Here is a 23,570-nt window from a genome sequence, read left to right on the forward strand (position 1 = left end):
ATTATTAATTTATAAAAATTTTGTTAAATCAAAACTTACTTGTTCAGATTTTTTCCTAAATCTTTCTGATATTAAAAATAATGCAAGCCTTTCTGTATAATCAACTGCACCTCGTAATTCCTCTCGCATTATTTCCAGTCCACCGTTAGCATATTCTTCAAATAAATGAGTTCGCATTGTATCAAATTCTTCATTATAAGATAAGATTTTTATTTCCCTACTATCCATAATTGCTATTAGTTTAATTAAAACATCGTAACTTTTACTCAAAAAATGTTCTTGTCCAATAGGTGCTGGTTCTTGTTGCGAAATTTCCCCCAATGGCGAACGTTTATTAAACTTTGCTCCTAATGCTGCTGCAAATGCTATTACATCAGCATAAGTTTGAAAAGGTGCAGTTTTATTATCTGATACTATTAAATCTTTTACTAAGGTTGCTTTATCTTTTGCAACTCTAATTCTGTTCGCAGCCATTATTATGATACCTGATTTTGTAAAAAATTAGCGTATTAGTAAGTGAACAATAGTTGTTCCTCTACCGCGATGAGTGTTGTATTTAGCAAATCTTTGTACTGAATAGACTTTTATCTCAATACAATTTTTAGTTTAGCTGCTTTCTAAGCTTATTTGTTCAGAAATACGATCGCCCCACACTTAAAGAAACAAATCATCTACTGCCATAACCCACCCTGGTAAAGCAGGTTCAGCTTCCGCCATATTGCCACGATAATATATTTGCGGCTGTTTGGGATTGCTAGCACGATATACCCTTACAACTTCCTCATTAAGAACATCTACATCCCACACAACTAACGTACCTGCGGTAAAATAATCCTTGCGCTTAGATGCGATCGCCTATCCTTCACGAAATGCCTCAAGCAACCTGTACTAAGGATAATTTATAAACCAAACGTTTTTTTCAAAGCTATATCGACTTGCGCCATAATCGGACAATCACCAATTACTCTGTCTACTTTTCGATCTTGTACAGTAGCTAGATTATCAACCATTACTACAGAATCAGTCACCAATCCCATCTGCTTACATACAGAACTGTTATTGTAAATTCTTACTCGCGTTGCTCCCGTTCTGCTTAAGTTAGAAGTTATTAGTGCTACGATACGTTGGCGTATTTGAGTATTTACGTCATTAGCCTGAACTACTAAAGCAGGGCGCTTCTTATAATTGAGTAAATCTGAGTTAGGGTATAACACCAAAATTACATCACCTCACTTATATTTCGTCATAAGCTTCCATACCAGGTACATCCCAGTCATCTTTAAATGACTTCAATCGATGATATGTCTCTTCTATCTCTGCTGCTGTCCATCCTAAGTCGCTAGTTAGCAGTTGATTTTTGTTTTCATCTGTACAGAGATCGCTATCTGATTCGGCTGGGTTTACAATATTCTGAGTCTCAATATCTTTGCTTTGCATAAATATCCTCTACTTTTAACCTTTTATTTGTGTCTATAGCTGGAGACGAACTAACCATTACGTTCTACCTCTATGACTTCGGTGTATTCAAATTCGTTTGGGCTTTGCTTGACTAATGGATAGCGATCGCCGTTTAATTCTATTGAGTCTTGTTCACAATCTAATTTAGGCGAATTGTAGACAAGTATGTATTCTTTCCCAATGTTATTTGCCATTTCTTGGGCAACTTCCCCCCGCCATTGTGTTTTAGTTACTAATACAACTAATTGATTAGCTAAATTAGGTATTGTTTTAGCAATTTGTCGTCGATAAATTTCGTCTAAACTGCCAAATGGAGAATCCATAACTACAGGAAATGTACTGCTATCTGGTCCCATTAATAGTTTGTTTTCACTCCATTCTCTTACTCTGTCGATGATTGCTCCGATAAATGATAAACTAAGTATTTGATTTTCGCCTGTAGATGCTGGAACTGTTGCTTCTTGCCAGGTTGTATTTTCCACTAATGTTAGTTCGTATTTCTCGCTTAGTTTGGGAATGTATGGAGTAAAAGAAATTTGACTAAATATCTCTTGTACTCGCTTTTCTAATAGCAGGCGAAAGTGTTGCTCTAAGCGTGTTCTTACTTCAGTTAGTCGTTCAACTGCATCTTGCGCTGCTGTGATTCTGCGTTGCGCTAATGCTTGTCTATCTTCGTTCATTTTATGCTTGGCGACTTGCTTGACTAAACTAGCAATTTCTGCATTAATATCGTCAGTTTTCTGCTGGTTTGCTCCTTGTTCTAAAATTAATTCTCTAATTGCTTCTTCAGTTGTATCTAATCGTTTCTGTAATTGCTGTACGTCTTCGTTAGGGTAGTTTTTCAGTTTTTCTCTAATGTCGTCTAAATGAGTTTCAACTCTGGAAATTTCACTACGGTAATGGGTAATATTAACTTGCTGTTTGTCTACTTCTTGCCAAAATTCAGGTACTTGCTTATCAATTTCATCTACCTGCGCGCCCATGCGAATAGCTGTTTCTTCTACATCTGAAGAACCTGCTTTATCTAACCAAGATTGGACTAAGTGATGGGCATGAGTTCCGTCTACTAATTCTGCACCACAAATACAACGTTGCTGATTTAGTAAGTCGCCAACAAATTGTTTTTTAATTCCTGTTGGCAGTTCTCCTTTTGTCCGTAATCCATCGATAATATTTCTAAACTCTGCTGTTATGTCTGATAGTAAAACTGTATAACCCCGTGTAGAAATTGCTCTTTTTAACGCATCTTTGGCAGTTTTTAGCTGTTCTCTTAAAGTTTTGCGCTGTTGTTCTAGTTCGTCGCGCAGGCGTTGTAGTTCGTCTGCACCGCTTAGTTCTAATAAGCGATCGCCTATTGTTTTTTTGACTTCTGTTTGCGATGCTAGTTCTATGCTAATTTCGCGATCGCGTGCTTGAATATCTGCAATTTGCTTTTCTAGTTTTTCCTGTTCTCGCAATAGTTTCCTAGTTTCCGAGTCGCCAATTGCTTTCAATTCGTCTTCTAATGTTCTTTTAGCGGCTTTTAAATGGTCTATTGCCCGATTTAATACTTTTACGCCTAATAATTCTTTGGTTGCTTCGGCAATCTCGGTTTTTTTATCATCTCTAACTATTCGTTCAATTCTTTCTCCGTCAAAGAAGAAGTATTGATACAATGTCTCTGGTAAAATTCGCCCGATGATGTCTTCTGGTAGTTGTTGAGATAGCAACCAGCGCCCGTCGTCTCCAGCTATATATGGGTATAGTTCGCTTTTGCTGTGTTCTACTTTGTCTGGGTTTCTGTAGGCGCGACATAGCCTTCTGAAGCGGTAGCGTTTATTATCGTGTTCAAAGTCTATTTCTACCCAGCATTCTACTGGTTGCCCTATTGCAGCTTCGCTAATTGCTCTTTTGTTGACTAATTGTTCTTCTACTGCAAAGGCTGCGGTGAATTTTTCGTATAGTACCCAGGTGAAGGCGTTTAGTAGGGTGGTTTTACCGGAACCGTTGTTGCCGTGAATTATGGTGGTGTTTTGTTCTCCTGATGAGAGGATGATTTCTGGGGTTTTGTTGTAAAACTGACGGAAGTTACATAGTTGTATTGACATCAATCTCATTGCACTTCTTCCTTGATGATTTTGAGGATGTCGTCGTTGATGTTGCGCGGAAATTTCATGTAGAGTTTGTCTTTTTCGGCTTGTAAGACTCGTTCGATGATTTGCTGGATTTGTGGTGGGGCGCTGGTTATTGGTTGTTGGATGTTGTTGATGTCATTCATGAAGACGAACCGCGAAGACGCGAAGGACACGAAGGAAGGGAGGAAAGAGAAGCTATTATTTTAGCTGGGTTATATAGTAAAAAGCGTAATAGTTAAGATGTTAGTAAATGTCTCAAACCATGATGGGAGTAAGCATTACATTATCTTTTTGACTTTTGACTTTTTATAAGTCTAGGAGTCCGTATTGTTGTTGGAGGGTTATTAGGGTTTTTCTGGCTTCTCCGGCGTTGTCTGCTAAGTCGGCAAATTCTATGAAGCGTTTTAGTTCTTTTTTGAGGAGGTTGCGTTCTACTTCCCAGGTTTGTCTGTCTAGTTCTGGGGGCATTACTATGGTGTCAAATAGGGTGGCGCGTTGTTTGCCTGGATGTGGGCGGAGAATTCTGCCTCGGCGTTGAATGAATTGGCGCGGGTTGCTACTGCTGGCTAAAATTACGGCTGTTTGTATTGCTGGGATGTCTACGCCTTCATCTAAGCATCTGATAGCTACTAAGCCTTGTAAGTCTCCGTCGGCAAATTGTTTACGTAGTTCTTCGCGCTGGGATAGGGATGTTTCGGCTGTGTAGGTGTTGACTCTGTAGCCTAGTTCTGAACCTAGTAGTTTGACTACTGCTGCTATCTGGCGACTGCTTTGTTTGCCGATCGCTCCTTCTTGCGTACCATCTCCGCAGTAAAATAAGGTGTGGGTTGTGTCGAGGCGATTTTGCATTAGTTGGCGCAAGGCTTGGAGTTTGTTGGCTGCTGCACCTACTAATCTTGCTCTTTGCATTAATAATGCTGTCAGGGCATTGTTGTTTTTGGGGCTGTTGTCTTCCGAACTTAGTATCCAACCGATTTTTGTGGTGATTCGGGCGTAGGCGTATGCTTCGGATTCTGTTAAGTCTACGAGAATTGGGTAATATAAATAATGGACTAATGCACCTTGAGCGATCGCATCTCGTAATGTTAGTTCTGGTGATAGGACAGAACCGAAGTAGTCAAATATAAATTCTGTACCTTGTTCGTCGAAATATCGTTCTGGGGTGGCAGATAAGCCTAGACGTAAGCCGATGTTGCGGGGTAAGCTTTGTTCTAGTTTGGGTGCGCCTAAGTTATGTACTTCGTCTCCAATAATTAAGGTTTTTTCGGGAAAGTATTTTAGCTGTGTCTGCAAGCCTCCCATTAAGGTTGAGTTTGTAGTGATGATGGTGAGAAATGGTTGGCTGTGCGATCGCACGTTGTATAGTTGGCTAGATAATTGGCTTTGCCAGTTGTGGACGCTTTCAAAGGCTAGTAGCGGCTTTAAGCTAAATTTTTCACATTCTCTTGCCCACTGACTTACTAGATGGCGGTAGGGGCAGACTATTAATAATACTTGTAAGCCTATTTTCTGATATAGTTCGCTGGCAATAGCTAGGGCGGTAATTGTTTTACCGCTACCCGTTGCCATTTTTAATGTACCTCTACCTTGGTTGGCAAACCAGCTAGCGACTGCTTGTTCTTGATACTGCCTTAGTTGAATTGATGGCGGTATTTTTGGACATCCTGGCGGCGATACAAGGTAGTTGCTTTTATGTTCTGCAACTAATAGTTTGAGTAAGTTTTTCCTTGGCGCTTGGGGATATTCTACAGGCAGTCGCTTGGCTAGATTTTGCGTTAGATACATTTATATGGAGGACGCGGCTATAAAATAATTGCAGGTAATATTTAATACCTTAATTAGTTATAACCGCGCCAAACTCCAATTAGCGATCCTTGTACTTGTACTTGTATTGCGTCAACTTCAATCGGCTGGTATTTGACATTTGCTGGCTTGAGGGTAACGCGATCGCCCCGCCGATAAAAGTGCTTTAATGTTGTACCGTGTCCGTCTACCATCGCGGCGACTATTGTGCCGTTTTTGAGTTGATCCGGTTCTGGTACGGGCTGCAATAGCACTAAATCGCCTTCGGTAATGTGCTCGTCAATCATGCTGTCTCCTACTACCCTTAAAGCAAAGGTTTGAGGTGGAACAAATTGATTGAGAAAGTCTAAATGCTCTACAGTGTCAGTAAATGGTTCGATTAAACCACCTGCTGCGATCGCTCCTAATACGGGTACTCCTTGGCGAATATTTTGGCAAATTCGCAGCGTTCTAGCTTTGCCTTCTGTCCATTCTATATACCCTTTTGCTCGTAAATGTTCCAAACGACTTTGTACGGGCGCTGGAGATTTTAATTGCATCGCTTGCATCATTTGTCTAATTGACGGTGCGTGCTGGCGAGTACGGACGTAATCTACTAACCAGTCATATAATTGTTTTTGAGCTTCTGTTAGCGGTTCCATGAATATGTAAAGGGCGGTAATATAAAAATCCCTCTAGAACATTCGTACTACAAAAATGCCCTTAATGACAAAATAATCAAGGGAAAAATTAAAAAATTTATGTTTTTTCTCTAAATTAGCCAAAAGCGATCGCTATTTTTAATCTGCGCCTAATAAACTTGCAAGTAATGCTTTTTGGGCGTGCATCCGATTTTCTGCTTGATCCCAAATTCTCGACTGCGAACCTTCCATCACTTCGTGAGTAATTTCTTCGCCGCGATGGGCTGGCAAACAGTGTAAAACGATCGCTTGTTTCTTAGCTATACTCAGTAATTCTTCGTTAATTTGATACGGCTGAAATAAAGGTATTCTTGCTGATGCTTCTGATTCTTGTCCCATACTTGCCCATACATCGGTATAAAGTATATCTGCATCTTTAGCAGCCGTTACGGGATCTTCGGTGATAGTTATTTCTATTTTGTTGGCAGCAATAGCACGCGACTTTTCGACAATTGTGGAGTCTGGTTTATATTCGCTAGGAGTCGCAATTCTTACATTCATGCCTACCATAGCGCAGCCTAATAGCAGAGAATGAGCAACGTTATTTCCATCACCTAAATAAGTCAAAGTTAAGTCTGAAAGTCTGCCAAAACATTCTTGAATAGTCAATAAATCTGCCAAAATTTGACAGGGATGCCCCAAGTCAGTTAGTGCGTTAATTACTGGAATTTGGGCGTAATGAGCAAAAGTTTCTAATTGTTGCTGCTCAAATGTCCTAATTGCTAGAATATCTAAATAACGGTCTAAAACTCTAGCCGTGTCTTCTACAGGTTCGCCACGACTTACTTGAGTAACGTTAGGATTGAGATCGATTACTTGTCCGCCTAATTGATACATAGCGACAGAAAAACTAACCCGCGTTCGGGTAGAAGCTTTGTAAAAAAGTAAGCCCAAGACTTTATTACAGCGGATGTTTAACTCGCCTGATTTTAGCTGTGCTGCTAGTTGTAGCAGTTCTTGTAATTCATCAGCCGTTAAATCTGCCAAAGTCAATAAATCTCGTCCTGTCAACGCTGCCATGCTTGTATTGTGATGAGTAACAACAATTCTTGAGCCTTTTTTGACCCAGTGCGAAAACTATTGCCCGTTTACTCACCTGCGTCACAAAATGACTGTGTTAAAACATTACCAAACATTTTTGCTGCTTGCTTGTTCCTCAATTACATTTCCTCTAACAGCTTGCCAAAAAGTTATAAATTAGCTATACTAGACTCTTATGCTGGTGTAGCTCAGGGGTAGAGCAGCTGATTTGTAATCAGCCGGTCGCAAGTTCAAATCTTGTCACCAGCTTTTTTGTTTCCAGTTAAAAGACGATCGCTTTATCTCGCTGCCCTAAGCGCTAGCGAAGGAAAAAGTGCTTGCAATCCAGATTGTCTTTGAGCAACTGACTCTGAAGCATGATTCCACAAACTTTCGTAATAGAAGAAAGAAACCCCCAAACCGCGCCCTCTAGCAGCCCTTACTTGCGACTGAATTTGCCTTATAGATACTGGGCGAGTCCTTAATCCGGTAATAATCCCCACTCCAGTAGGAATTTTTTGTTGAGCTTCTTGGATTTCTGAGCGGGCAATTTTGGCGGTAAAACTTTGCACGTCAGGACGATACACTTGCACAATCAATTCATCTACTATGTTTAAACGTACCCAATCAAGCCAATCTTGCAGGTGCGAGTTGTAAGCTGCATCATAAGGAGCAGGAGATACAGAAAATATTAAATTCGGTCTAACAGCTTTTACAGATTGATTGAGTTGTGCCATAAAAGCAGTAATTTTATCTGCCCGCCAGCGCGTCCATTCTGGATCTTGAGGATTAGCAGGAGGGTTTTTCTGAGTTTCTTGAGTATATAAGGCGATCGTGTATTTATCGTAGCCAAAGTCTTTAGGCAGACTCATGTGATCGTCAAATTGAATGCCATCGACGTTGTATTTACTGACAATCTCTACCACCAAATCGGTAATAAATTGCTGCACTTGCGGATGGAAGGGATTGAGCCATACTACTTCACCAGCGGCGCTAATCGACGTTTGGCTACCATCTTGACGCTGTGTTAGCCATTGAGGATGAGATGTTGCTAATTCTGAAGTTGGGGGAGCCATAAAGCCAAATTCAAACCAGGGAATAGCTAGCAATCTCTGGCGATGAGCTTGATTGGTTACGTCGGCTATGATGTCTTGTCCGTTAAATCCTTTGTAGACAAAAGGTTGAATGCCGTTGCGCTTGGCTACTGCACTTTCGTACATGACGTAGCCAGAATTCCAGATCACGGGGTAAACTGTATTGAAGTTTAGCTGCCGCAATTGCTGCATCGCCTCTTGCACTTTGGCGCGATCGCGGAGTATATCTTTATCATTCACTGTCATCCATACGCCACGAATTTCGGTGCGTGGTAACTGCGCGATCGCTCCTCCACTACCTAACAGCAATGTTGCTACTAGCGAACCTAAAAATAACAATGGCAGCAAACGTTGAAGCGATCGCCGCCAGCTTAAATAAGCAAAATTTGTTACCATAAATCTAAGTAATAATCAACCCCTAAACACCAAATATCGTTTAGTTCACTTCTACTCTTAACAACAATTGTATAAGTATTTATTCCCAATTTATTGCCAAAAGTTATTATTTTAGAATTTTTATGACATTGTGTGTACTAAATTTGTCTTGTTCGCTACAACTTATCGGCAGCAGGCGGGACAATACCAGTTTTTTGCAGTCCTACATCAAGTTGTCGGAGTAATTTAAAATCCTCTTCTGGTAAGAGATAGCTGCTAGATAAATCTGTAACAACACCAGAGCGTTCTAAAAAGGAGAAAGCTTGACGAAACTGCTGAGGTTGAGCAGCGATCGGCGCATCAAAGTGACAGGGAACAATGCGCTGGAAGTCCCAACTAGCAACAATATCCGCCCAAGCGAGAGTTTCTTGGGGAGCGCGGTTGAGAATTAAAGCTTGTAATACTGGGGCTACAAATAACCGACCATCTTGACGCAAAGAGGCAAAAGAGCGCTGCCAATCTTGCCGCCATTGGAAAGGAAATAAGCCAAAATAGGCTTTTTTTGAGCGATCGCTAGCTTTTAAAGCCTTGCTAAATACATCTCTCCACTTAGGTACTTCCAGCACGCTAGGGCTGAAATATAATGCAAACAAGCAAATGCGCTGCCAACCTTTGCAACGATTAGTGCAGGTATCTGTAACTATATCTGCGGCATTGTCTTTGGCGTGAAACAGCAAAGGATAAGGATCTAACTGCACGATCGCACTCGGCTGCTCTGGTACGGAAACGACTATATCTGTAACTAACAAAGTGCGCGATTTTTTGTGCAAAAATGCAACTTCAGCAAACCTACCTAATCCAAGTTCAATCGGACCGAGAATTGCATACTCAAACTCGCTAGCAAAGGGCATTTGGCTGCTATCTGCAGGCAGTACAGAAGTGCGTTTAGCAGGTATGCCTAGCCAACTTAGAGGAAGATTAAGCGGAAAACTCCATTGCTTGGGAGCAACAAATACTTGAGCGCTACGGAAGTACCTAGCAAAAGGACCAACAAATACTTTATGTTCTAACCCAGAGATAGTAGGTAAGATGATGTACTTCACATCGCCATGTTCGGCAACTAATTCATCGACAAAGCGGATACATTCTGGAGTTGGTGCAACGGGCGCATAGACAAGTAAACCGCCTGCATCTAGCTTGACAACAGTCATGCGGATAGGTACGACTACATAAAAGATGCCCTGAAGTTGGTCGAAAGTCCAGACAGTATCTTTGACAACTTCTTTGCGGATTGTCCGCCGTTGGCTAAAAGGATATATTGGCAATGCGAACCAAAAAGACCAAGAAAAATCTTTAGTAGAATGCATAAGTAGTTCTGACGTTTTTCGGACGATCGTGTTAGGTTGAGGTACTGAAAATACCTCAGACAAATTGCCATTGCTGAAACTATTTTATTTGCCTCAGCCTGCTGTCAAAATAAAAGCATGACAATTGATTCCAACTCATCTCAGCCTAACCCCTCCCCTAGCCCAGAAGAAACTGAATCGCCTAATAGCGATCGCGGTATCAGTACGGCAGATCTGGCAGCCCAGCAAGCTTTGGCGGCTTTATCATCGCTGCAATCGCCGCAAAACTTGGCTGCTTTGTCTCAAGCTCGTTCGACAAACCAGCAATTTACTCAGTATCGCACTGGTAGCCCGCGAGCTATAGTTGTCACTTTAATTGCGATCGCTTTAGTATTTATCGGGCTTGTTCTCAACAATTTCCTCATTGGTGTTGCTGGAACGCTGCTAGCTTTGCTGCTATCTGTGGCGGTAATTTTCCCTTGGTTGCAAAAAGTAGTAACGGAGATGGTTTCGCCGCAAGAAAGGTCGCTGTTTGTCGCTTTTTTGGGTGCAACCGCTGCTGTTGTTGGCTTGTTTAACTTTACAGGGATTAATAACCAAATTTATGCTTGGGGCAGGCAAATCAACTGGGATGCTTTTGGCACGCTAGCTGAGTGGTTTGGTGCTTTGGGGCAAATCTTAATTGCTGTGATTGCTGTTTATGTTGCTTGGCGACAGTACGTTATTTCTAAAGACTTAACTATTCAGCAGAATTTGCTCACTGTGCAGCAGAATTTGATCACTCAACAGCAGACAATTGATGCTTACTTTCAAGGCGTTTCCGATTTAGTATTAGACGAGCAGGGGTTATTGGAAGATTGGCCCCAAGAGCGAGCGATCGCTGAAGGACGTACTGCGGCTATTTTTAGTAGTGTCGATGGCTCTGGTAAAGCAAAAATTATCCGCTTTTTGTCTCGCTCCAAGCTGCTGACACCGTTGCAAAGGGATTCGCGTTTAGGTAGAGCGATTCTTAACGGTAATGGCGGTTATGCAGAAGATCGGCTTTATGGCGTGCGCGTGATCGATTTAGGCGTAATGCTAGCAGCAGCGGATCTTTCTGGTACGGATTTGCGCTGGACAGACCTGAGCGAAGCTAATTTAGTGCGTGCTAATCTCAGTCAGTGCGATTTAGTCAAAACTAACTTGGCTCGGACTATTTTATACGATGCTAAGTTGGTTGGTGCAGACTTTAAAGGTACTCGGCTATTCTATGGTGCTGCGGAAACTGCTAGTCCCCGCAGTCGTACTCAACCGCCCAATTATCAAACTGGGGAATATACAGGCGCAGTTGTAGAAGATGCCGACTTTACAGATGTCCAAAGGATGTCTGAAGCGGTGCGACAATACTGCTGTGCTTGGGGTGGCGAACAAACTAGAGCGACGATTCCTGGCGGTTGCGAAGGTATTGCTAACAAGTTAGAACCAACTCAGTAGTAGATTAGTGCGCTACGCAGTTGCTTAAAATTTGCGATCGCTAGACTTTTATTACATTTTGTAAAAAGTTTTCATAGATACGCAAATTTTGAGCGCAGGATTGACGTATTTTCAGCATTTTAATCCAGCTAGGCTTTAAGCTATCGCTAAATTTTTGAATTTCATAAATATAAATCAATGCAATGTATGGAAATATCCGCTAACTTGTTAGCAAAAGTTCATATTTTTGTAAATTAGCAACATTGCGATTAGCTTGACGCAAGTATTGGTACAAAGACAGTCCTCAAGGGTAACGAAAAATACTTGCCTAACTCAAAGAAATTAGTTGTATCGAGACTATCCTATTTTTAGCTTATGCCAACAATAGTTGCTCCACCAACGAAGCCTAGTGATATTAAGATCGACCTGAAAAAAAAGTTTAAAAACGATTTTATTTTTGTCTTCACTATGTGGCTGTTTAGCCGCTTGCTAATTGTTACTGCGATGTATTTATTCGCACCAATGATTGTACCAGATGCAGTTTTGAGCGACCCGAAGTTTAATGGTGTAGTGTCAGGATGGGAGCGTTTTGCTGATTGGGATGGTAACTGGTATCGCGAAATCGCCACTTATGGTTATCAATACGCAGACGATAACGCTCAACATTCAATTGCATTTTTTCCCTTGTATCCCCTAATTACTCGCGCTGTAATGAGTTTAGGAATTTCCTTTGCAGCAGCAGGAACAATTGTCAACAACGTCGCATTTTTGGGTGCATTGCTAGTCCTATATCATTGGGTAAGAAAGCGCCAAGGAGTAAAATCGGCTAGATGGGCGACAGCCGTGCTAGCTTGGTGTCCGTTTTCTTTATATGGAACAGTAACTTATACCGAGGGATTGTTTCTCTTATTTAGCACTTTAGCTTTACAAGCCTTCGATCGCCAGCAGCACGTAAAAGCAGGAATTTTTGGAGCGTTGACAACAGCAACCAGAATTACAGGAATAACGTTGATTCCGGCTTTCTTCTTAGTAGCTTGGCAAGAACGTCGTCGCCCGATCGCTTATGCTGCGGGTATAGCTACCAGTGGCGGGTTGTTACTATTTATACTGTATTGTACTATTGATTTTAGCAATCCGCTCGCATTTATCCACGCTCAAAAAGGCTGGCAAATCCAAAATGGTACTGGTTGGACTCCTTGGATAAATTTATTTGTTCGAGATTTAGCTTTGCATCAAGGCTTAAGTACAGGCTTTGTGGCGATGACTAAAGTTTTGATGTTTTTTGGTGGTGGGTTTGTTTTGTGGCTGACACGCTCTGAGTTACCCCGCGTTGCTTTTGTTTACGGCTTATGCTCTTTGGCATTACTGTTTAGCTCTGGCTCAGTGGTAAATTCTGTCAACCGCTACTCCTACGCGATTGTATCGCTATCATTTGCTTTAGGGCTATTGCTAGCTCGTCACCCACGTATAGGTTACGCCACTATGGGATTATTTGCAGCGATCGCTATATACTTCTCTATGCGCTTTTCTTGGGGGCTATGGGTAGCGTAAGTTAGCTTTATTTTGTCATGGGTAGGAATATAAGCGGATGTCCAAAATGAAGATAGGTATATTGCTACTTACAATTTTCTGCATCGTTGCGACTGGAGGAGCAATATATCTGCTTGGGGGGATTGAACCTACGCAAATTCAGGCTTGGCTGAAATCTGCAGGTATTTGGGCGCCGATAGCTTATATTGCTTTATATGTGGTAGCTACGGTCCTAGTTTTACCATCAACCGCCCTCAATCTTACTGGTGGAGCAATTTTTGGACCTTGGTTAGGCACCCTTTGGACTAGCTTGGGAGCAATTATCGCTGCTATTGTTGCGTTTGCTTTCACGCGCACTGTAGGGCGGGAAACAGTAGCCAGACGGCTTGCTGGACGCTGGCAAGCGATGGATGCAGAAGTGCGTCGAGGCGGGTTGTTTTATATGTTCGCCATTCGCTTAGTGCCAATTATGCCTTATGGTTTAGTCAATTTTGCAGCCGGGCTAACATCGATTAGCTTTAAAGATTACGTTTTGGGTACAACTATTGGTACAATTCCTAGCGTTTTACCATTCGTATTGATTGGCAGTTCGGGTTTAAAAGCGTTTACTACAGGGGATGTTTTGCCTTTGGTAGGAGCTTTAGCACTGACAGGGGTATTGGTTGCAGTTTCTACTTGGTATCGCCGCCGTCGCACTTTTCCTGCCAAAGCTATTGAACAGTTGGAAGCAGAAAAACTTAATCGTCAAGACTTGAAGGAGCGCTAAATATGTCCCCTAAATATTCTTTTATTATCCCGATCTACAACGAAGAAGAGACGATCGCAGAAATGTATCGCCGTGTAAGTGCAGTTATGGATCGTATGGATGGTGCGGTAGAACTGATTTTAATTAATGATGGTAGTCGCGATCGCTCTTTAAAATTGATGCGAGATTTGCACGATCGCGATTCCCGCGTTTGTTACCTCAGTTTGGCTCGCAATTTCGGACATCAAATTGCTGTAACTGCTGGTTTGAATTTTGCTAGAGGTCAAGTTATTGTTATTCTCGATGCTGACTTGCAAGATCCGCCCGAACTGATTCCCGATATGGTAGAAATGTGGCGACAAGGCTTTCAAGTAGTTTACGCTCAACGCAGCCAACGCCGCCAAGAAGGGTGGTTTAAAAAGTTTACTGCTTACAGTTTCTATCGCTTGCTCAAGAAACTTGCAGATGTCGATATTCCCACTGATACAGGTGATTTTTGTTTGTTAGATCGCCAAGTTGTCGATGTGCTTAATTCTATGCCAGAGCGCAACCGCTATATTCGCGGGCTAAGATCGTGGATTGGTTTTAGGCAAACTGCAATTAGGTTTGAGCGCGATCCTCGGTTTGCTGGAGATGTTAAATATACTTTCCGCAAATCTCTAGCGTTGGCGATAAATGGTTTAGTATCTTTCTCTAAAGTGCCTTTACGGCTTTCTACTTATGTAGGATTGTTTAGTGCGATCGCAGCTATTATCATGGCTTTATTAGTGCTATATTGGCGCATCTTTACTCCTTCTTCGCCTTTGGCTGGATATACAATTATTTTGATGGCAATTTTCTTTTTAGGTGCGGTGCAGTTAGTTTGTGTTGGAATTTTGGGCGAATATGTAGGACGTATTTATGAAGAAGTCAAAGGCAGACCTCTTTATACAGTCGGGGAAGTAGGCGGCTTTGTTAATCAGCAGGTAACAGCAAGACGGTAGTTTCAAGTGCTAGCTGCCTTGATAACTAAGCCAAGCGCGATAAAAAATATAAAGTGACAATATGCCTAAAAAGCTACGGAAGATAACGCTTACAACTCGATCTGGTAGCTTGGGTAAAGCGCGAGTGCTAATCTGCGCTCCTATCAATCCGCCGCAGCCTAAAACTATGCCTTGCATTAGCAGTAGATTACCTTCATAGGCTTGTCTGACGGTAGCAGATATGGCAGTAATGACAATAACGCCTAAGCTAGTTTGAATGGCTAGCTTGATTTCTTCTTTGAGCAACAACATTTGCAAAGGAACCATAATTACACCGCCACCGACACCAAATAAGCCTGCTAATAATCCTCCCGCTCCTCCAGTTGTAATTTTGGCAATAAACGGGTTGAATGTAGTTTGGGTAGCGCGATCGCTTGTTTTTAAACGATTGCGCCATTGCACTAAGTAGATATTAATTAGTAATAAAATTCCAAACAAAATCAGTAAGATATAAGGCGGGCTTTTGGTTGCTAAATATACTCCTAACTGAGCAAATATTGCGGCTGGAATGCCAAGGTATATTACTCGCTTCCAGTCAAGATATCCCATGCGCCAATTTTGGATGCTACCAGAAACAGAGGTAATAATAATTGCCAAATTGCTAGTGGCTGTAGCTTGAATAGGTGTATAGCTTAAAGTTACTAATATAGGAACTAAAATAACGCCGCCCCCAATCCCCAATAATCCAGCCATTATTCCGGAAACTAATCCACCAGTGGCTAGAACTATTAATTCTGCTGTACTCATGATCGCGAAGATTTTATTGTTAATCATAGCGAAATTAACAAAAGCTACTTGCACCAATGAGCTAGCAATCAAAGTCTATTTACAACATATTGTTCGTAATTGATTCCAGCTTGCGATAGTGCTGTCTCTAGCAGCAACGAAGAGTCAGCGATTCATTAGCTCTTCTAGTTATTATCTAGCTATTTAGGTAGCGATCGCACATTAGCAAAAATTGCTTTAAATTGTAAAAATAGGGCGCTAATAAGCTGCTTTAAATCCTGGGTAGATGCATCCCTGGTGTTTGTAAAGCGTTAATTAATGCTTATTAGCGTTAGAGTCAAAATTAACTGTTATGTAGTTAATCGATATCTAGTTTAATTCGCATATACAGAAATAGTAATTGGTACTTTTGCGGAACTTTGTTTGAGCTATAAAGTAAATTGCTGATGTACATCTTACTAAACCTTAAAAGTCAACCGCGATCGCACTGAAAATTTAGGCGATCGCCACTAAACTACAAAGATTGGCTGGCAAGCAAAGTAAGAATTTCTACACCCTCATCAGTTACAGCTACAGTATGCTCGAACTGAGCCGAAAGTTTGCGATCGCGTGTCAGCGCCGTCCATTTGTCGCTTTGCACCTCAGCTTCCCAAGTCCCTTCGTTGATCATCGGCTCGATTGTAAATACCATCCCCGCCCGCAAACGCTTACCTTTGCCGCGCGTACCGTAATGAGGAATTTGAGGTGCGGTGTGGAAAATATTACTAATTCCATGTCCTACAAAGTCGCGCACTACAGAAAAGCCTTGTGCCTCAGCGTACTCTTGAATCGCTGCACCAATATCGCCAATCCGCGCATTGGGTTTAACTTCGGCAATGCCTCTGTTTAGACACTCTTGCGTTACTTCAACTAATTTTTTAGCTGTATGTGAAGGTGTACCGACAAAAAATGTTTTTGATGTGTCGCCATAATAGCCGTCTAAAATCGGCGTAACATCGATATTAATAATATCGCCATCTTTGAGGATTTGATTGGCGTTAGGGATGCCGTGACAGATGACTTCATTAACGCTAGTACAAATTGACTTAGGAAAGCCATGATAGCCTAAAGGCGCACTTTTTGCCCCGCGTTCCTGCGTCCACCGCTCTGCTTCATCATTTAGTTCTAGAGTGCTTACCCCTGGTTTTACCATCGGTTCGAGGTGCTGGAGGAGTTCTGCTGCCAATTTTCCTGCTTGACGCATTTTTGCTAATTCTCTTTGGGATAAAAGAACTACTGTTTCGCTGCCCATGAAATCTTATTTCCTTTGTTTGCCTACATAAATGCTATCGTTCTGGTGCGATCGCGTCTTCATTTTTTTTTGATTGGAAAAGATGTACAATTGTATGTTTGAAGCAAAAAATAATTGCAGGATTTATGGCTAAAAAGAGCATGATCGAGCGCGAGAAGAAGCGCGAAAAGATAGTTGCCAAGTACGCTGACAAGCGCCAAGCATTGATCGAACAGTTTGAAAGCGCTACTACTCAACGGGAAAAGCTAGAGTTACACAGACAAATCCAACAGCTACCCCGTAGCAGTTCTCGCACTCGCTTGCGCAACCGTTGTTGGGTTACAGGTCGTCCTAGAGGTGTTTACAGCGATTTCGGGCTATCTCGTAACGTTTTTCGCGAGTGGGCGCACCAAGGTTTGCTACCAGGTGTAGTTAAGTCTAGCTGGTAGGGTTAAACAGCGACCACTAACCAGTGACCAGTAACCAGTGACCAGGTAAAAGAGCAAGAGGAAAATACTCTTATCTAAGTAGCTGATAACTAATAACTGCTGATGATAAGATAGTTAATCTTTCAGATAATTAACACAGGCTAGTTACTGTTTCTTAACCGCTCACTGGTTACTGTATATTATTGACCGCAGCAGCGATCGATCCCTAAACTTTCGAGCAAAAGATCGCTGACAGCATTTGCGATCGCAAATTCGCCGTAAAAGCTCTTAGAAAAGTCAAAAGCTTGCATTTCAGTGACGATTGCCAGTACCAGAGAGCCTAAATCGTTTTCTCCTTCCATTCTTTGGCGCACAAAAATTTGCGCTGCCCGCTGGGCAATTTGTTGGTTGACTTGCTCCGGCAAAAATTCTGCATCTAGCCACTTGAGCAAAACATCTTGCAACCATTCGCCTTCTTGCAATGGGTTTTGAGATGGGGGCAGAGTAATAGCTTCGAGTGGTTCAGCCATTTTGACTTGCGATCGGGGGAAAGAATTTTCGCACTGCTTTTACATTATCGTAGCAAATGCGATCGCTGCTCTATACCACTACACTAACCAGTTAGTAGGTACAAGCCAAGCGACTTTTGGGATAGAGTATTCTATCACATTCGCTCGCGCCCCAAATTAAGAGAAGTAGAAAATCAAGAATTGATTCATTATTTAAATCCCCGCTCTTTCAAGCATGGGGATTAACTGGTCACTGGTCACTGGTCACTGTTAATTTGGTGCTTTTCGTTAGATCTTCATAAACAAGTATTATTAGTTGCTTCAAAGCTAGCCATACAAACATAGGAATAGTGGAAAAATATCGATGCCATAACCTGATTGGTTCTTGAATTAATCGATACAACCACTCACTACCTAAATTACGCATCCAACAAGGCGCTCTTTTTTGCAGGTCAGCAAATACAGGAAACGCGCCACCCAAACCAATCATCACAGCTTTGATTTTATCTTTGTGTAAATCCATCCAGTATTCTTGTTTTGGACACCCAAGCGCCACCAATACTATTCCCGCACCGCTATCGTTGATTTGCTGGACGATCGCTTCATCCTCAGCGGGTGTAAGGGGACGAAATGGTAAAGGCTCCATACCAGCGATCCGCAAAGCCGGAAACTCTTGTTCTAGTTTCTTTCTCATTTGCTCTAAGGTTTTTTCCTCAGAACCTAAGAAAAAAACACTAACATCCCGCAACGGAGCTAATTTACATATAGATAAAAGAATATCCATCCCAGCAGCGCGGTTTTGCGTACGCGATCCCATTAGTCTCAACATCCAAACTAAAGGCATACCGTCAGGAGTGACGATATCTGCATTGTTCAACACAGCAGCAAACTTAGGATTCTTATAAGCTTCTATGAGCATATGAGTGTTGGCAACACACACAAATTTGCTAACCTTACTCATCGCCCATTCAAATATTAAGTTTATTTGGGACTCAAAATGTAAAGCGGTGACAGGTGAGCCAATTACATTTAGATGTGTAAAAAAATTCTCAGGTTCTAATTCTAGATTGGTTGAAGTATCTAAGTGTTGATTTTTATTTTGTTCGTCAATTATTCGATCTAATAATTGTCGCTCTATCGTAACTTCATTTATATTATTCATGTTTTTATACTTTGTCTTTATTAATATGACATTATATTTTTATTCTCAAACTTGAAAATAAAGTTTTCGTAAAGTTTTGAGTTTAATATGTTCTTTATATGACAAACAAAAACGCCAAATTAGCACTAATTAAATAAATAAATAGTTAAGAACTTAGACAGTTTTTAGTTGTTAAAAAACTGATGTACGATATCTGACTAAATAATAGTCAGCCATCTTCAGCTTAATGTAGTTTGGATAATTTGCAAGTAGGCTTGAAGCGTACAAATGCAATTATCAAATTCAATAAATATTTTGTTGCGATCGCCCACGAATGTATAGGCTGACCTCTTAGGAGATGCATACAATATTTATTTAACTAAAGCCGATCTTTTAAACTTCAACTTCATTATTAACTATATATCTTTTGAAGGATGACAATCAACATCAATCATTAAAATTAACAATGCAAGTTTTTCATTTTTATTGATTATTTTTCTCAATACATTATCTACTCAAAAATTTCCTTACTTGTTGCCGAAAACAAATGTTTAAACAATATCATGTTTAAAGCTTAATTACAACAGCTTTTGGCAAATATCAATTTGTTATTAAGTAGGTAAAACTTAGCGGCTTATGATTGCGTGGCGTTAGCGATCGCACCTAAAATTGGTGTAAAGGAGAAACTTAGTTGTTCTACTGCTTTCGTCAAATCAGCACGATTAGTCTTACCTATTCTTACTGCCAAGATACTTGCATCTACATATTTAGTTAAGAGGCTGCTGTCCGCAAAATCAAGTAAATGGGAAGTGTCATAGATAACTAAATCGAATGCTTGATGAAATTGTGCGGTTAAACTCTGCATTCTAGGAGATCCTAGTAAAATTGAAGGATCTGGAGGAGTGGTACCAGCAGTCAAGACAAATAAGTTTTGCTCGAATAGCAATCTGGTCTTTGCAGCTTCAGACTCGGCAATATCTTCTGGACTAAGACTAGAAGGAAATTGCTTAACAACCTTTTGAAAATCAAGTTCCTCAACAAGCAAATTGCTTAACCCCTGTGTATTTTGCAAACCTAACATTGTATGAACGCAAGGAGTACGCAAGTTCGCATCTACTAATAGCACTTGTTTACCCATTGCTGCCGCTGTTTGAGCCAAGTGTAAACTGATTGTTGTTTTACCATCTCCAGCCGTTGCGGAAACAATTGCCAAAGAGCGAATAGACGTATTGCAACTCAGGAAGTAAATATTTGCATAGCAAGAGCGAAAAGATTCCCAAAAATTAGCCAAATTAGACTTAGGCAAAGGCTTGCCGTTTTTATTAAACTTAACAAAAGGAATTTTTCCTAATATAGGCAGCTTAGTTTGGTCTTTGACTTCCTTAGAGTTGTAAAACACGTGGTTGAGCTTGTCGATTGCCAGTGCAATACCAATGCTCAATAACAAGCCTAAACCTATACCCAAAATTAGATTGCGTTTAACACTAGGCGTGGCATTTTGAGGTTCTGTAGGCGGAGTAAGTATTTGCCAAGGCACTTGCTTTTGAGCAGCTTCTATCCTCAACTCTTCGCGTTTGGATAAAAACTGGTTGAGATTATCATTGGCGATTTTCAATTGTCGCTCTAGATCGTCTTCTTGGCGAACAATGCCTGGAAACTGTTTAACCCTTTGTCTTAAAGAACTCTCAGCAATATTAATAGCTTGATTTTGGGACTGTAGTACCTGAACTTGCTTGTAAGCATCAAGCAATTTTTGAATTTCTCGCAGGCGAGCCGAATTTGGAGAAGCCAAATTTAGAGACTCTCCGGTTGTATTAGCTAATTTAGCCCCAACAATGCGGCGTTCTTCTTGCTCTATTAAACTCAGTAAATTTTGTTTTTGAGTTGTTAAGGCTTGGACATTTGGGCTATCACTTCTGTACTGAGCTGATTTTGCAGCAATTGCAGTTTCTACGTCTTGGAGTTGGTTAAGTAACTTTTGATAGCGAGGAGATTCGCTTAAAGCTGAGACTGCTTCTGCTATATCTGGTTGCAGTTGCAATTGACTTTGCAAGCTATTGTAGAAAGCTGTAGTTTCTACTAATCTTGCTTGGTAATCTTGCTGTTTTTGAGCAATTTGATCGAGTTGCTCGGAGAGCTGTTGACTTTGAGCTTCAGAGTTAACCATATTGTAACGCTGGCGGAAAAGTTCTAATCTCTCTTGGAGGACTGTAACTTTGCGCTGGAGTTGTGGTAGTTGCTCTTCAACAAATTTAATCCCTAAATCAGTATCTGTTTGGCGCTCCTTCAAGCTATAGATTAAGTAAGCTTCCGCTGCTGTACTAAGCACAAACCGAACTTTTTCTGGGTTGGGATCTTGATAACTAACTTCTAAAATTTGAGTATTTGGCAGCAGTTTGACATCTAGTTGCAGCGTACTGCTTCCTGGGTAGTACATCTGAACTTTCTGCTCGATCGGATACATCAGTTTTGCACTTTGCAAAACCTTGAGCTTGGTTTCATCCAACTTGTTATCAGAACTATCTTGTGACTCTTTATCTTCGTCGTCTTGTACTCCTGATACTACCTTGTCTTCAGCAGTGACAGGCTCAGTTAACAATTCCAGCTTAGATACATAAATGGGAGGACTATCCAAAGCCTTGATCGCAGCTACAGCAGCAATTGCACTTGTCCCAACGATAATTAACATTATCCTCCGGCGGACTATTACTACCAACTCGCCTAAGTTTAAGCCACCTTCATTTTCCTCTGTAAACTGGTTTGTAGCAGAGAGTAGAGATTGCTTGCTATGGGGCTGAATTGATAACTGCCGAGAGTATTTTTTTCTCATTTTAAAATTGAGGCTACTTGTTCAACTGTACTTGATTACTGCTCTTGACGTACCTGAGGCGATCGCATTACAGCTTGAGCTTAGACTTAGTTTGCTAAATCACCCCACCCTGCTCGTATGCCTCTATATCTGCAGTGCTGCCTGCAAATCCTACTATAATTCCAGGAATTTCTCTATTTGTGTCGATAGCCCAATTAAGCTGCAAATTGAAGTCTGAGCATTTAGGTTTACCTGCTACAGCCTCAACATCTGTAAAATAAGCTATGGAATTGTAGATTCCTTATACTTGAAGCTATTGCAAAAATGTTATTGCCAGATTCAACAAGCGCGATCGCTAAATACAGGAATAAGGAAAGTATGGTTGAAAACTTGATTATAGCCTCGCTGGCTGCTAGCAACTACATGAAAACTCTGCTTTACCTCCAGTAATGTTTGATACCACTTGCTAGTGTATAATATAGTTATAGCTTGCTTTGTCTCAAGAAGTATCGCACGTTGCCCAAAATGGATTGAACGTTCGAGCATCCGCAATCGAGGTATAGTACGACCCAGCTTTAAGCTTGATATAGCACCAAAGGTAAATCGCTTCTAGCAAGGTGTTCGAGGTGCTGAAGTTAGTAATGTTGTTAAATAAACATACTAGGGACAGGGAACAAATACTATAGGCGAAAAGTTTTTCCCTCTACATTGATCACCCAAGCAGTGCCATCTGCTTCGACTGCTATGCCAGTTGCAGAACCAGGAATCGTCTGCCACTTGGAACCGTCCCAAGATTGAATTTCAAAGCCACCAGCACCAGCAGAAGTACAACCTAATATCCAAGCAGAGTCATTTTCTCCTACTCCAATATCTTTGGCACATCCAGGAATCTGTCGCCAACTATTGGCGCTGCGTTTATAGATTTGTCCCTGGGCATTAATTATCCAAGGAGTACCATCGGGAGTGACAGCTATTTTAGTAGCAGCACCACTAACAAGATTCCATGCCGAACCGCTGCGAGCATATACTTCTAAGCCATCAGTTCCAGTTGATTTGCAACCTAGTATCCAAACAGCGCTATCTTGTCCGACTGCAATATCTTTGGCACATCCAGGAACTTGTTGCCAGTCGCCATCGGCATTGCCTTTATAAATTTGGTTTCCTCCATTTACAATCCAGGGAGTGCCGTCTGGTTCAACTGCTATCCTCACGGCAACGCCTGGAATCATATCCCATTTTGAACCGTTCCACGAGAATATGTAATAGTCGCCTTTTCCCACTGGTGGACCGCAACCCAATACCCAAGGAAGACCGCGATCGCCAACTCCAATATCAGTAGCACAGGCTCCTGGGAAGTAGTTTTGTACCTGTGCTTTTTGATTCATACATTGGGTAGTTATTACAGACAGACTGATTGCAGGGATCAGCGCTTGTAGTAATTGAACGCGCATCATAAATGTTTGGGTTTAGTAAACTGTCTATTTAATTGAGTGTTTGCTTGGTAAGATTTCTTTGTCGAGGTATAACTTCAGCCATGCAACTTAACTATTACCTCGATCTTGTGCGATCGCGCAAGTATATAAGGTCCTGTCGGCATTGAGTTTCACTAATGACATAACAAGTAGAAATCGCCTACTGCGTTTTCAATGTCTGCCAATTAAGTATATTTAGGTTCCAAACATATACTTAGACATTTGTTTGTTCTGCATCAGTAGTAGTACAACTAGCCAACTTAGCAAAAACGTGGAAATAGAAAAGCACAGCATAGATACAACAGTTACTTTAACAGTAATTTGAGGAAGTATAAAATCTACAGTGATTGCAATTACTCTTTTCAAGACCGGATGAATTAAATAGATGCCGAAGGAGCAGTTACCTATACTTTTTATTATCTTAGTTTCTGTTAAATGAGGAAACAGATAAATGCCAAAAGTAAGCAAGAAAAAAGCTATAATAAGTTGACTTAACTCACCTATGATGAACTCTTATCTAAATATATTTTAATTGTAACTATTGTAAAAAAGCACAAAATGCTGCTTTTTTTTTAA

Annotated in this window: 22 protein-coding genes and 1 tRNA gene; 6 read left to right on the forward strand and 17 right to left on the reverse strand. The window is 41.1% G+C overall.

Translation table 11 applies throughout. The annotated features are described in order from the left end of the window. Positions 1–9 precede the first annotated feature (9 nt). The 9 genes from UH38_RS03455 to argF all read right to left on the reverse strand — a co-directional run bounded on the left by UH38_RS03455 (position 10) and on the right by argF (position 7,075). Positions 10–474, reverse strand: a complete 465-nt coding sequence (locus tag UH38_RS03455) for a DNA phosphorothioation-associated protein 4 (protein ID WP_045053224.1) — start codon at positions 472–474, stop codon at positions 10–12. A gap of 180 nt (positions 475–654) precedes the next feature. Beyond that, the gene (locus tag UH38_RS03460) at positions 655–807 is read right to left on the reverse strand and encodes a hypothetical protein (RefSeq protein WP_200892267.1); all 153 of its coding nucleotides are present in this window, start codon (positions 805–807) and stop codon (positions 655–657) included. 92 nt (positions 808–899) lie between these two features. Next, positions 900–1,217: a type II toxin-antitoxin system PemK/MazF family toxin gene (locus UH38_RS03465; RefSeq protein WP_326938665.1), complete on the reverse strand. Its 318-nt coding sequence runs from the start codon at positions 1,215–1,217 to the stop codon at positions 900–902. A 16-nt stretch (positions 1,218–1,233) separates the two neighbouring features. Further along, positions 1,234–1,437 (reverse strand): hypothetical protein, encoded by a 204-nt coding sequence (locus UH38_RS03470; protein WP_045053225.1) that lies wholly within the window; start codon positions 1,435–1,437, stop codon positions 1,234–1,236. Positions 1,438–1,487: 50 nt separating this feature from the next. Beyond that, complete coding sequence (locus tag UH38_RS03475; RefSeq protein WP_045053226.1) at positions 1,488–3,554, reverse strand: AAA family ATPase; 2,067 nt, start codon at positions 3,552–3,554, stop codon at positions 1,488–1,490. Further along, on the reverse strand, positions 3,551–3,715 hold the full coding sequence (locus UH38_RS27045) for a hypothetical protein (RefSeq protein ID WP_200892269.1): 165 nt from the start codon (positions 3,713–3,715) through the stop codon (positions 3,551–3,553). The genes UH38_RS03475 and UH38_RS27045 overlap by 4 nt, the downstream gene beginning before the upstream one ends. A 163-nt stretch (positions 3,716–3,878) precedes the next feature. Next, positions 3,879–5,357, reverse strand: a complete 1,479-nt coding sequence (locus UH38_RS03485) for a DNA phosphorothioation system restriction enzyme (RefSeq protein ID WP_045053228.1) — start codon at positions 5,355–5,357, stop codon at positions 3,879–3,881. Between the two features lie 53 nt (positions 5,358–5,410). Next, complete coding sequence (gene lexA / locus UH38_RS03490) at positions 5,411–6,016, reverse strand: transcriptional repressor LexA (protein WP_045053229.1); 606 nt, start codon at positions 6,014–6,016, stop codon at positions 5,411–5,413. 138 nt (positions 6,017–6,154) lie between these two features. Continuing rightward, positions 6,155–7,075: an ornithine carbamoyltransferase gene (gene argF, locus UH38_RS03495; RefSeq protein ID WP_045053230.1), complete on the reverse strand. Its 921-nt coding sequence runs from the start codon at positions 7,073–7,075 to the stop codon at positions 6,155–6,157. A gap of 198 nt (positions 7,076–7,273) precedes the next feature. On the opposite strand from argF, the gene UH38_RS03500 reads away from it, so the two are divergent. After that, positions 7,274–7,345: transfer RNA gene (locus UH38_RS03500), tRNA-Thr, on the forward strand. A gap of 29 nt (positions 7,346–7,374) precedes the next feature. Here the strand turns inward: UH38_RS03500 and UH38_RS03505 are convergent. Both UH38_RS03505 and UH38_RS03510 read right to left on the reverse strand, forming a co-directional pair. Continuing rightward, the gene (locus tag UH38_RS03505; protein ID WP_045053231.1) at positions 7,375–8,565 is read right to left on the reverse strand and encodes a family 10 glycosylhydrolase; all 1,191 of its coding nucleotides are present in this window, start codon (positions 8,563–8,565) and stop codon (positions 7,375–7,377) included. Between the two features lie 155 nt (positions 8,566–8,720). After that, complete coding sequence (locus UH38_RS03510; protein ID WP_045053232.1) at positions 8,721–9,911, reverse strand: DUF4336 domain-containing protein; 1,191 nt, start codon at positions 9,909–9,911, stop codon at positions 8,721–8,723. A 117-nt stretch (positions 9,912–10,028) separates the two neighbouring features. On the opposite strand from UH38_RS03510, the gene UH38_RS03515 reads away from it, so the two are divergent. From UH38_RS03515 to UH38_RS03530, 4 genes are all read left to right on the forward strand, one after another. Continuing rightward, complete coding sequence (locus tag UH38_RS03515) at positions 10,029–11,363, forward strand: pentapeptide repeat-containing protein (RefSeq protein ID WP_045053233.1); 1,335 nt, start codon at positions 10,029–10,031, stop codon at positions 11,361–11,363. A gap of 354 nt (positions 11,364–11,717) precedes the next feature. Then, a complete protein-coding gene (locus tag UH38_RS03520; RefSeq protein WP_052672238.1) occupies positions 11,718–12,893 on the forward strand; it encodes a hypothetical protein in 1,176 nt (391 codons plus the stop codon). A 37-nt stretch (positions 12,894–12,930) separates the two neighbouring features. Continuing rightward, positions 12,931–13,638, forward strand: coding sequence for a TVP38/TMEM64 family protein (locus UH38_RS03525; RefSeq protein ID WP_045053234.1), 708 nt, complete (start codon positions 12,931–12,933; stop codon positions 13,636–13,638). Positions 13,639–13,640: 2 nt separating this feature from the next. Continuing rightward, positions 13,641–14,600: a glycosyltransferase family 2 protein gene (locus UH38_RS03530; RefSeq protein ID WP_045053235.1), complete on the forward strand. Its 960-nt coding sequence runs from the start codon at positions 13,641–13,643 to the stop codon at positions 14,598–14,600. 9 nt (positions 14,601–14,609) lie between these two features. On the opposite strand, the gene UH38_RS03535 is transcribed toward UH38_RS03530, so the two are convergent. Together UH38_RS03535 and map are read right to left on the reverse strand one after the other, a co-directional pair. Beyond that, on the reverse strand, positions 14,610–15,413 hold the full coding sequence (locus tag UH38_RS03535) for a sulfite exporter TauE/SafE family protein (RefSeq protein WP_235355041.1): 804 nt from the start codon (positions 15,411–15,413) through the stop codon (positions 14,610–14,612). Positions 15,414–15,879: 466 nt separating this feature from the next. Then, positions 15,880–16,656 (reverse strand): type I methionyl aminopeptidase, encoded by a 777-nt coding sequence (gene map, locus UH38_RS03540; RefSeq protein WP_045053236.1) that lies wholly within the window; start codon positions 16,654–16,656, stop codon positions 15,880–15,882. Between the two features lie 125 nt (positions 16,657–16,781). On the opposite strand from map, the gene rpsN reads away from it, so the two are divergent. Next, entirely contained in the window at positions 16,782–17,084 is a 303-nt protein-coding gene (gene rpsN / locus UH38_RS03545; protein WP_072044877.1) for a 30S ribosomal protein S14, read from the forward strand. Between the two features lie 179 nt (positions 17,085–17,263). Here rpsN and UH38_RS03550 read toward each other — a convergent pair whose 3' ends face one another. The 4 genes from UH38_RS03550 to UH38_RS03570 all read right to left on the reverse strand — a co-directional run bounded on the left by UH38_RS03550 (position 17,264) and on the right by UH38_RS03570 (position 22,907). Next, positions 17,264–17,593, reverse strand: coding sequence for a hypothetical protein (locus UH38_RS03550; protein WP_045053238.1), 330 nt, complete (start codon positions 17,591–17,593; stop codon positions 17,264–17,266). A 229-nt stretch (positions 17,594–17,822) separates the two neighbouring features. Beyond that, on the reverse strand, positions 17,823–18,734 hold the full coding sequence (locus tag UH38_RS03555; protein WP_082065294.1) for a WecB/TagA/CpsF family glycosyltransferase: 912 nt from the start codon (positions 18,732–18,734) through the stop codon (positions 17,823–17,825). Between the two features lie 613 nt (positions 18,735–19,347). Next, entirely contained in the window at positions 19,348–21,543 is a 2,196-nt protein-coding gene (locus UH38_RS03560) for a GumC family protein (protein ID WP_045053239.1), read from the reverse strand. 659 nt (positions 21,544–22,202) lie between these two features. After that, a complete protein-coding gene (locus UH38_RS03570) occupies positions 22,203–22,907 on the reverse strand; it encodes a tectonin domain-containing protein (RefSeq protein ID WP_235355042.1) in 705 nt (234 codons plus the stop codon). Positions 22,908–23,570 lie beyond the last annotated feature (663 nt).

It is taken from the genome of Aliterella atlantica CENA595, from assembly GCF_000952155.1.
Lineage (GTDB): Bacteria > Cyanobacteriota > Cyanobacteriia > Cyanobacteriales > Chroococcidiopsidaceae > Aliterella > Aliterella atlantica.

What these genes read in the sequence shown, in the direction of transcription:
- UH38_RS03510 (WP_045053232.1), bottom strand. Translation starts at nt 9,911, where the DNA reads ATGCATTCTACTAAAGATTTTTCTTGGTCTTTTTGGTTCGCATTGCCA.
- UH38_RS03535 (WP_235355041.1), bottom strand. Translation starts at nt 15,413, where the DNA reads ATGATTAACAATAAAATCTTCGCGATCATGAGTACAGCAGAATTAATA.
- UH38_RS03470 (WP_045053225.1), bottom strand. Translation starts at nt 1,437, where the DNA reads ATGCAAAGCAAAGATATTGAGACTCAGAATATTGTAAACCCAGCCGAA.
- UH38_RS03550 (WP_045053238.1), bottom strand. Translation starts at nt 17,593, where the DNA reads ATGGCTGAACCACTCGAAGCTATTACTCTGCCCCCATCTCAAAACCCA.
- UH38_RS03515 (WP_045053233.1), top strand. Translation starts at nt 10,029, where the DNA reads ATGACAATTGATTCCAACTCATCTCAGCCTAACCCCTCCCCTAGCCCA.
- UH38_RS27045 (WP_200892269.1), bottom strand. Translation starts at nt 3,715, where the DNA reads ATGAATGACATCAACAACATCCAACAACCAATAACCAGCGCCCCACCA.
- UH38_RS03520 (WP_052672238.1), top strand. Translation starts at nt 11,718, where the DNA reads ATGCCAACAATAGTTGCTCCACCAACGAAGCCTAGTGATATTAAGATC.
- UH38_RS03560 (WP_045053239.1), bottom strand. Translation starts at nt 21,543, where the DNA reads ATGAGAAAAAAATACTCTCGGCAGTTATCAATTCAGCCCCATAGCAAG.
- UH38_RS03555 (WP_082065294.1), bottom strand. Translation starts at nt 18,734, where the DNA reads ATGAATAATATAAATGAAGTTACGATAGAGCGACAATTATTAGATCGA.
- lexA (WP_045053229.1), bottom strand. Translation starts at nt 6,016, where the DNA reads ATGGAACCGCTAACAGAAGCTCAAAAACAATTATATGACTGGTTAGTA.
- UH38_RS03530 (WP_045053235.1), top strand. Translation starts at nt 13,641, where the DNA reads ATGTCCCCTAAATATTCTTTTATTATCCCGATCTACAACGAAGAAGAG.
- argF (WP_045053230.1), bottom strand. Translation starts at nt 7,075, where the DNA reads ATGGCAGCGTTGACAGGACGAGATTTATTGACTTTGGCAGATTTAACG.
- map (WP_045053236.1), bottom strand. Translation starts at nt 16,656, where the DNA reads ATGGGCAGCGAAACAGTAGTTCTTTTATCCCAAAGAGAATTAGCAAAA.
- UH38_RS03525 (WP_045053234.1), top strand. Translation starts at nt 12,931, where the DNA reads ATGTCCAAAATGAAGATAGGTATATTGCTACTTACAATTTTCTGCATC.
- rpsN (WP_072044877.1), top strand. Translation starts at nt 16,782, where the DNA reads ATGGCTAAAAAGAGCATGATCGAGCGCGAGAAGAAGCGCGAAAAGATA.
- UH38_RS03455 (WP_045053224.1), bottom strand. Translation starts at nt 474, where the DNA reads ATGGCTGCGAACAGAATTAGAGTTGCAAAAGATAAAGCAACCTTAGTA.
- UH38_RS03570 (WP_235355042.1), bottom strand. Translation starts at nt 22,907, where the DNA reads ATGAATCAAAAAGCACAGGTACAAAACTACTTCCCAGGAGCCTGTGCT.
- UH38_RS03485 (WP_045053228.1), bottom strand. Translation starts at nt 5,357, where the DNA reads ATGTATCTAACGCAAAATCTAGCCAAGCGACTGCCTGTAGAATATCCC.
- UH38_RS03505 (WP_045053231.1), bottom strand. Translation starts at nt 8,565, where the DNA reads ATGGTAACAAATTTTGCTTATTTAAGCTGGCGGCGATCGCTTCAACGT.
- UH38_RS03475 (WP_045053226.1), bottom strand. Translation starts at nt 3,554, where the DNA reads ATGAGATTGATGTCAATACAACTATGTAACTTCCGTCAGTTTTACAAC.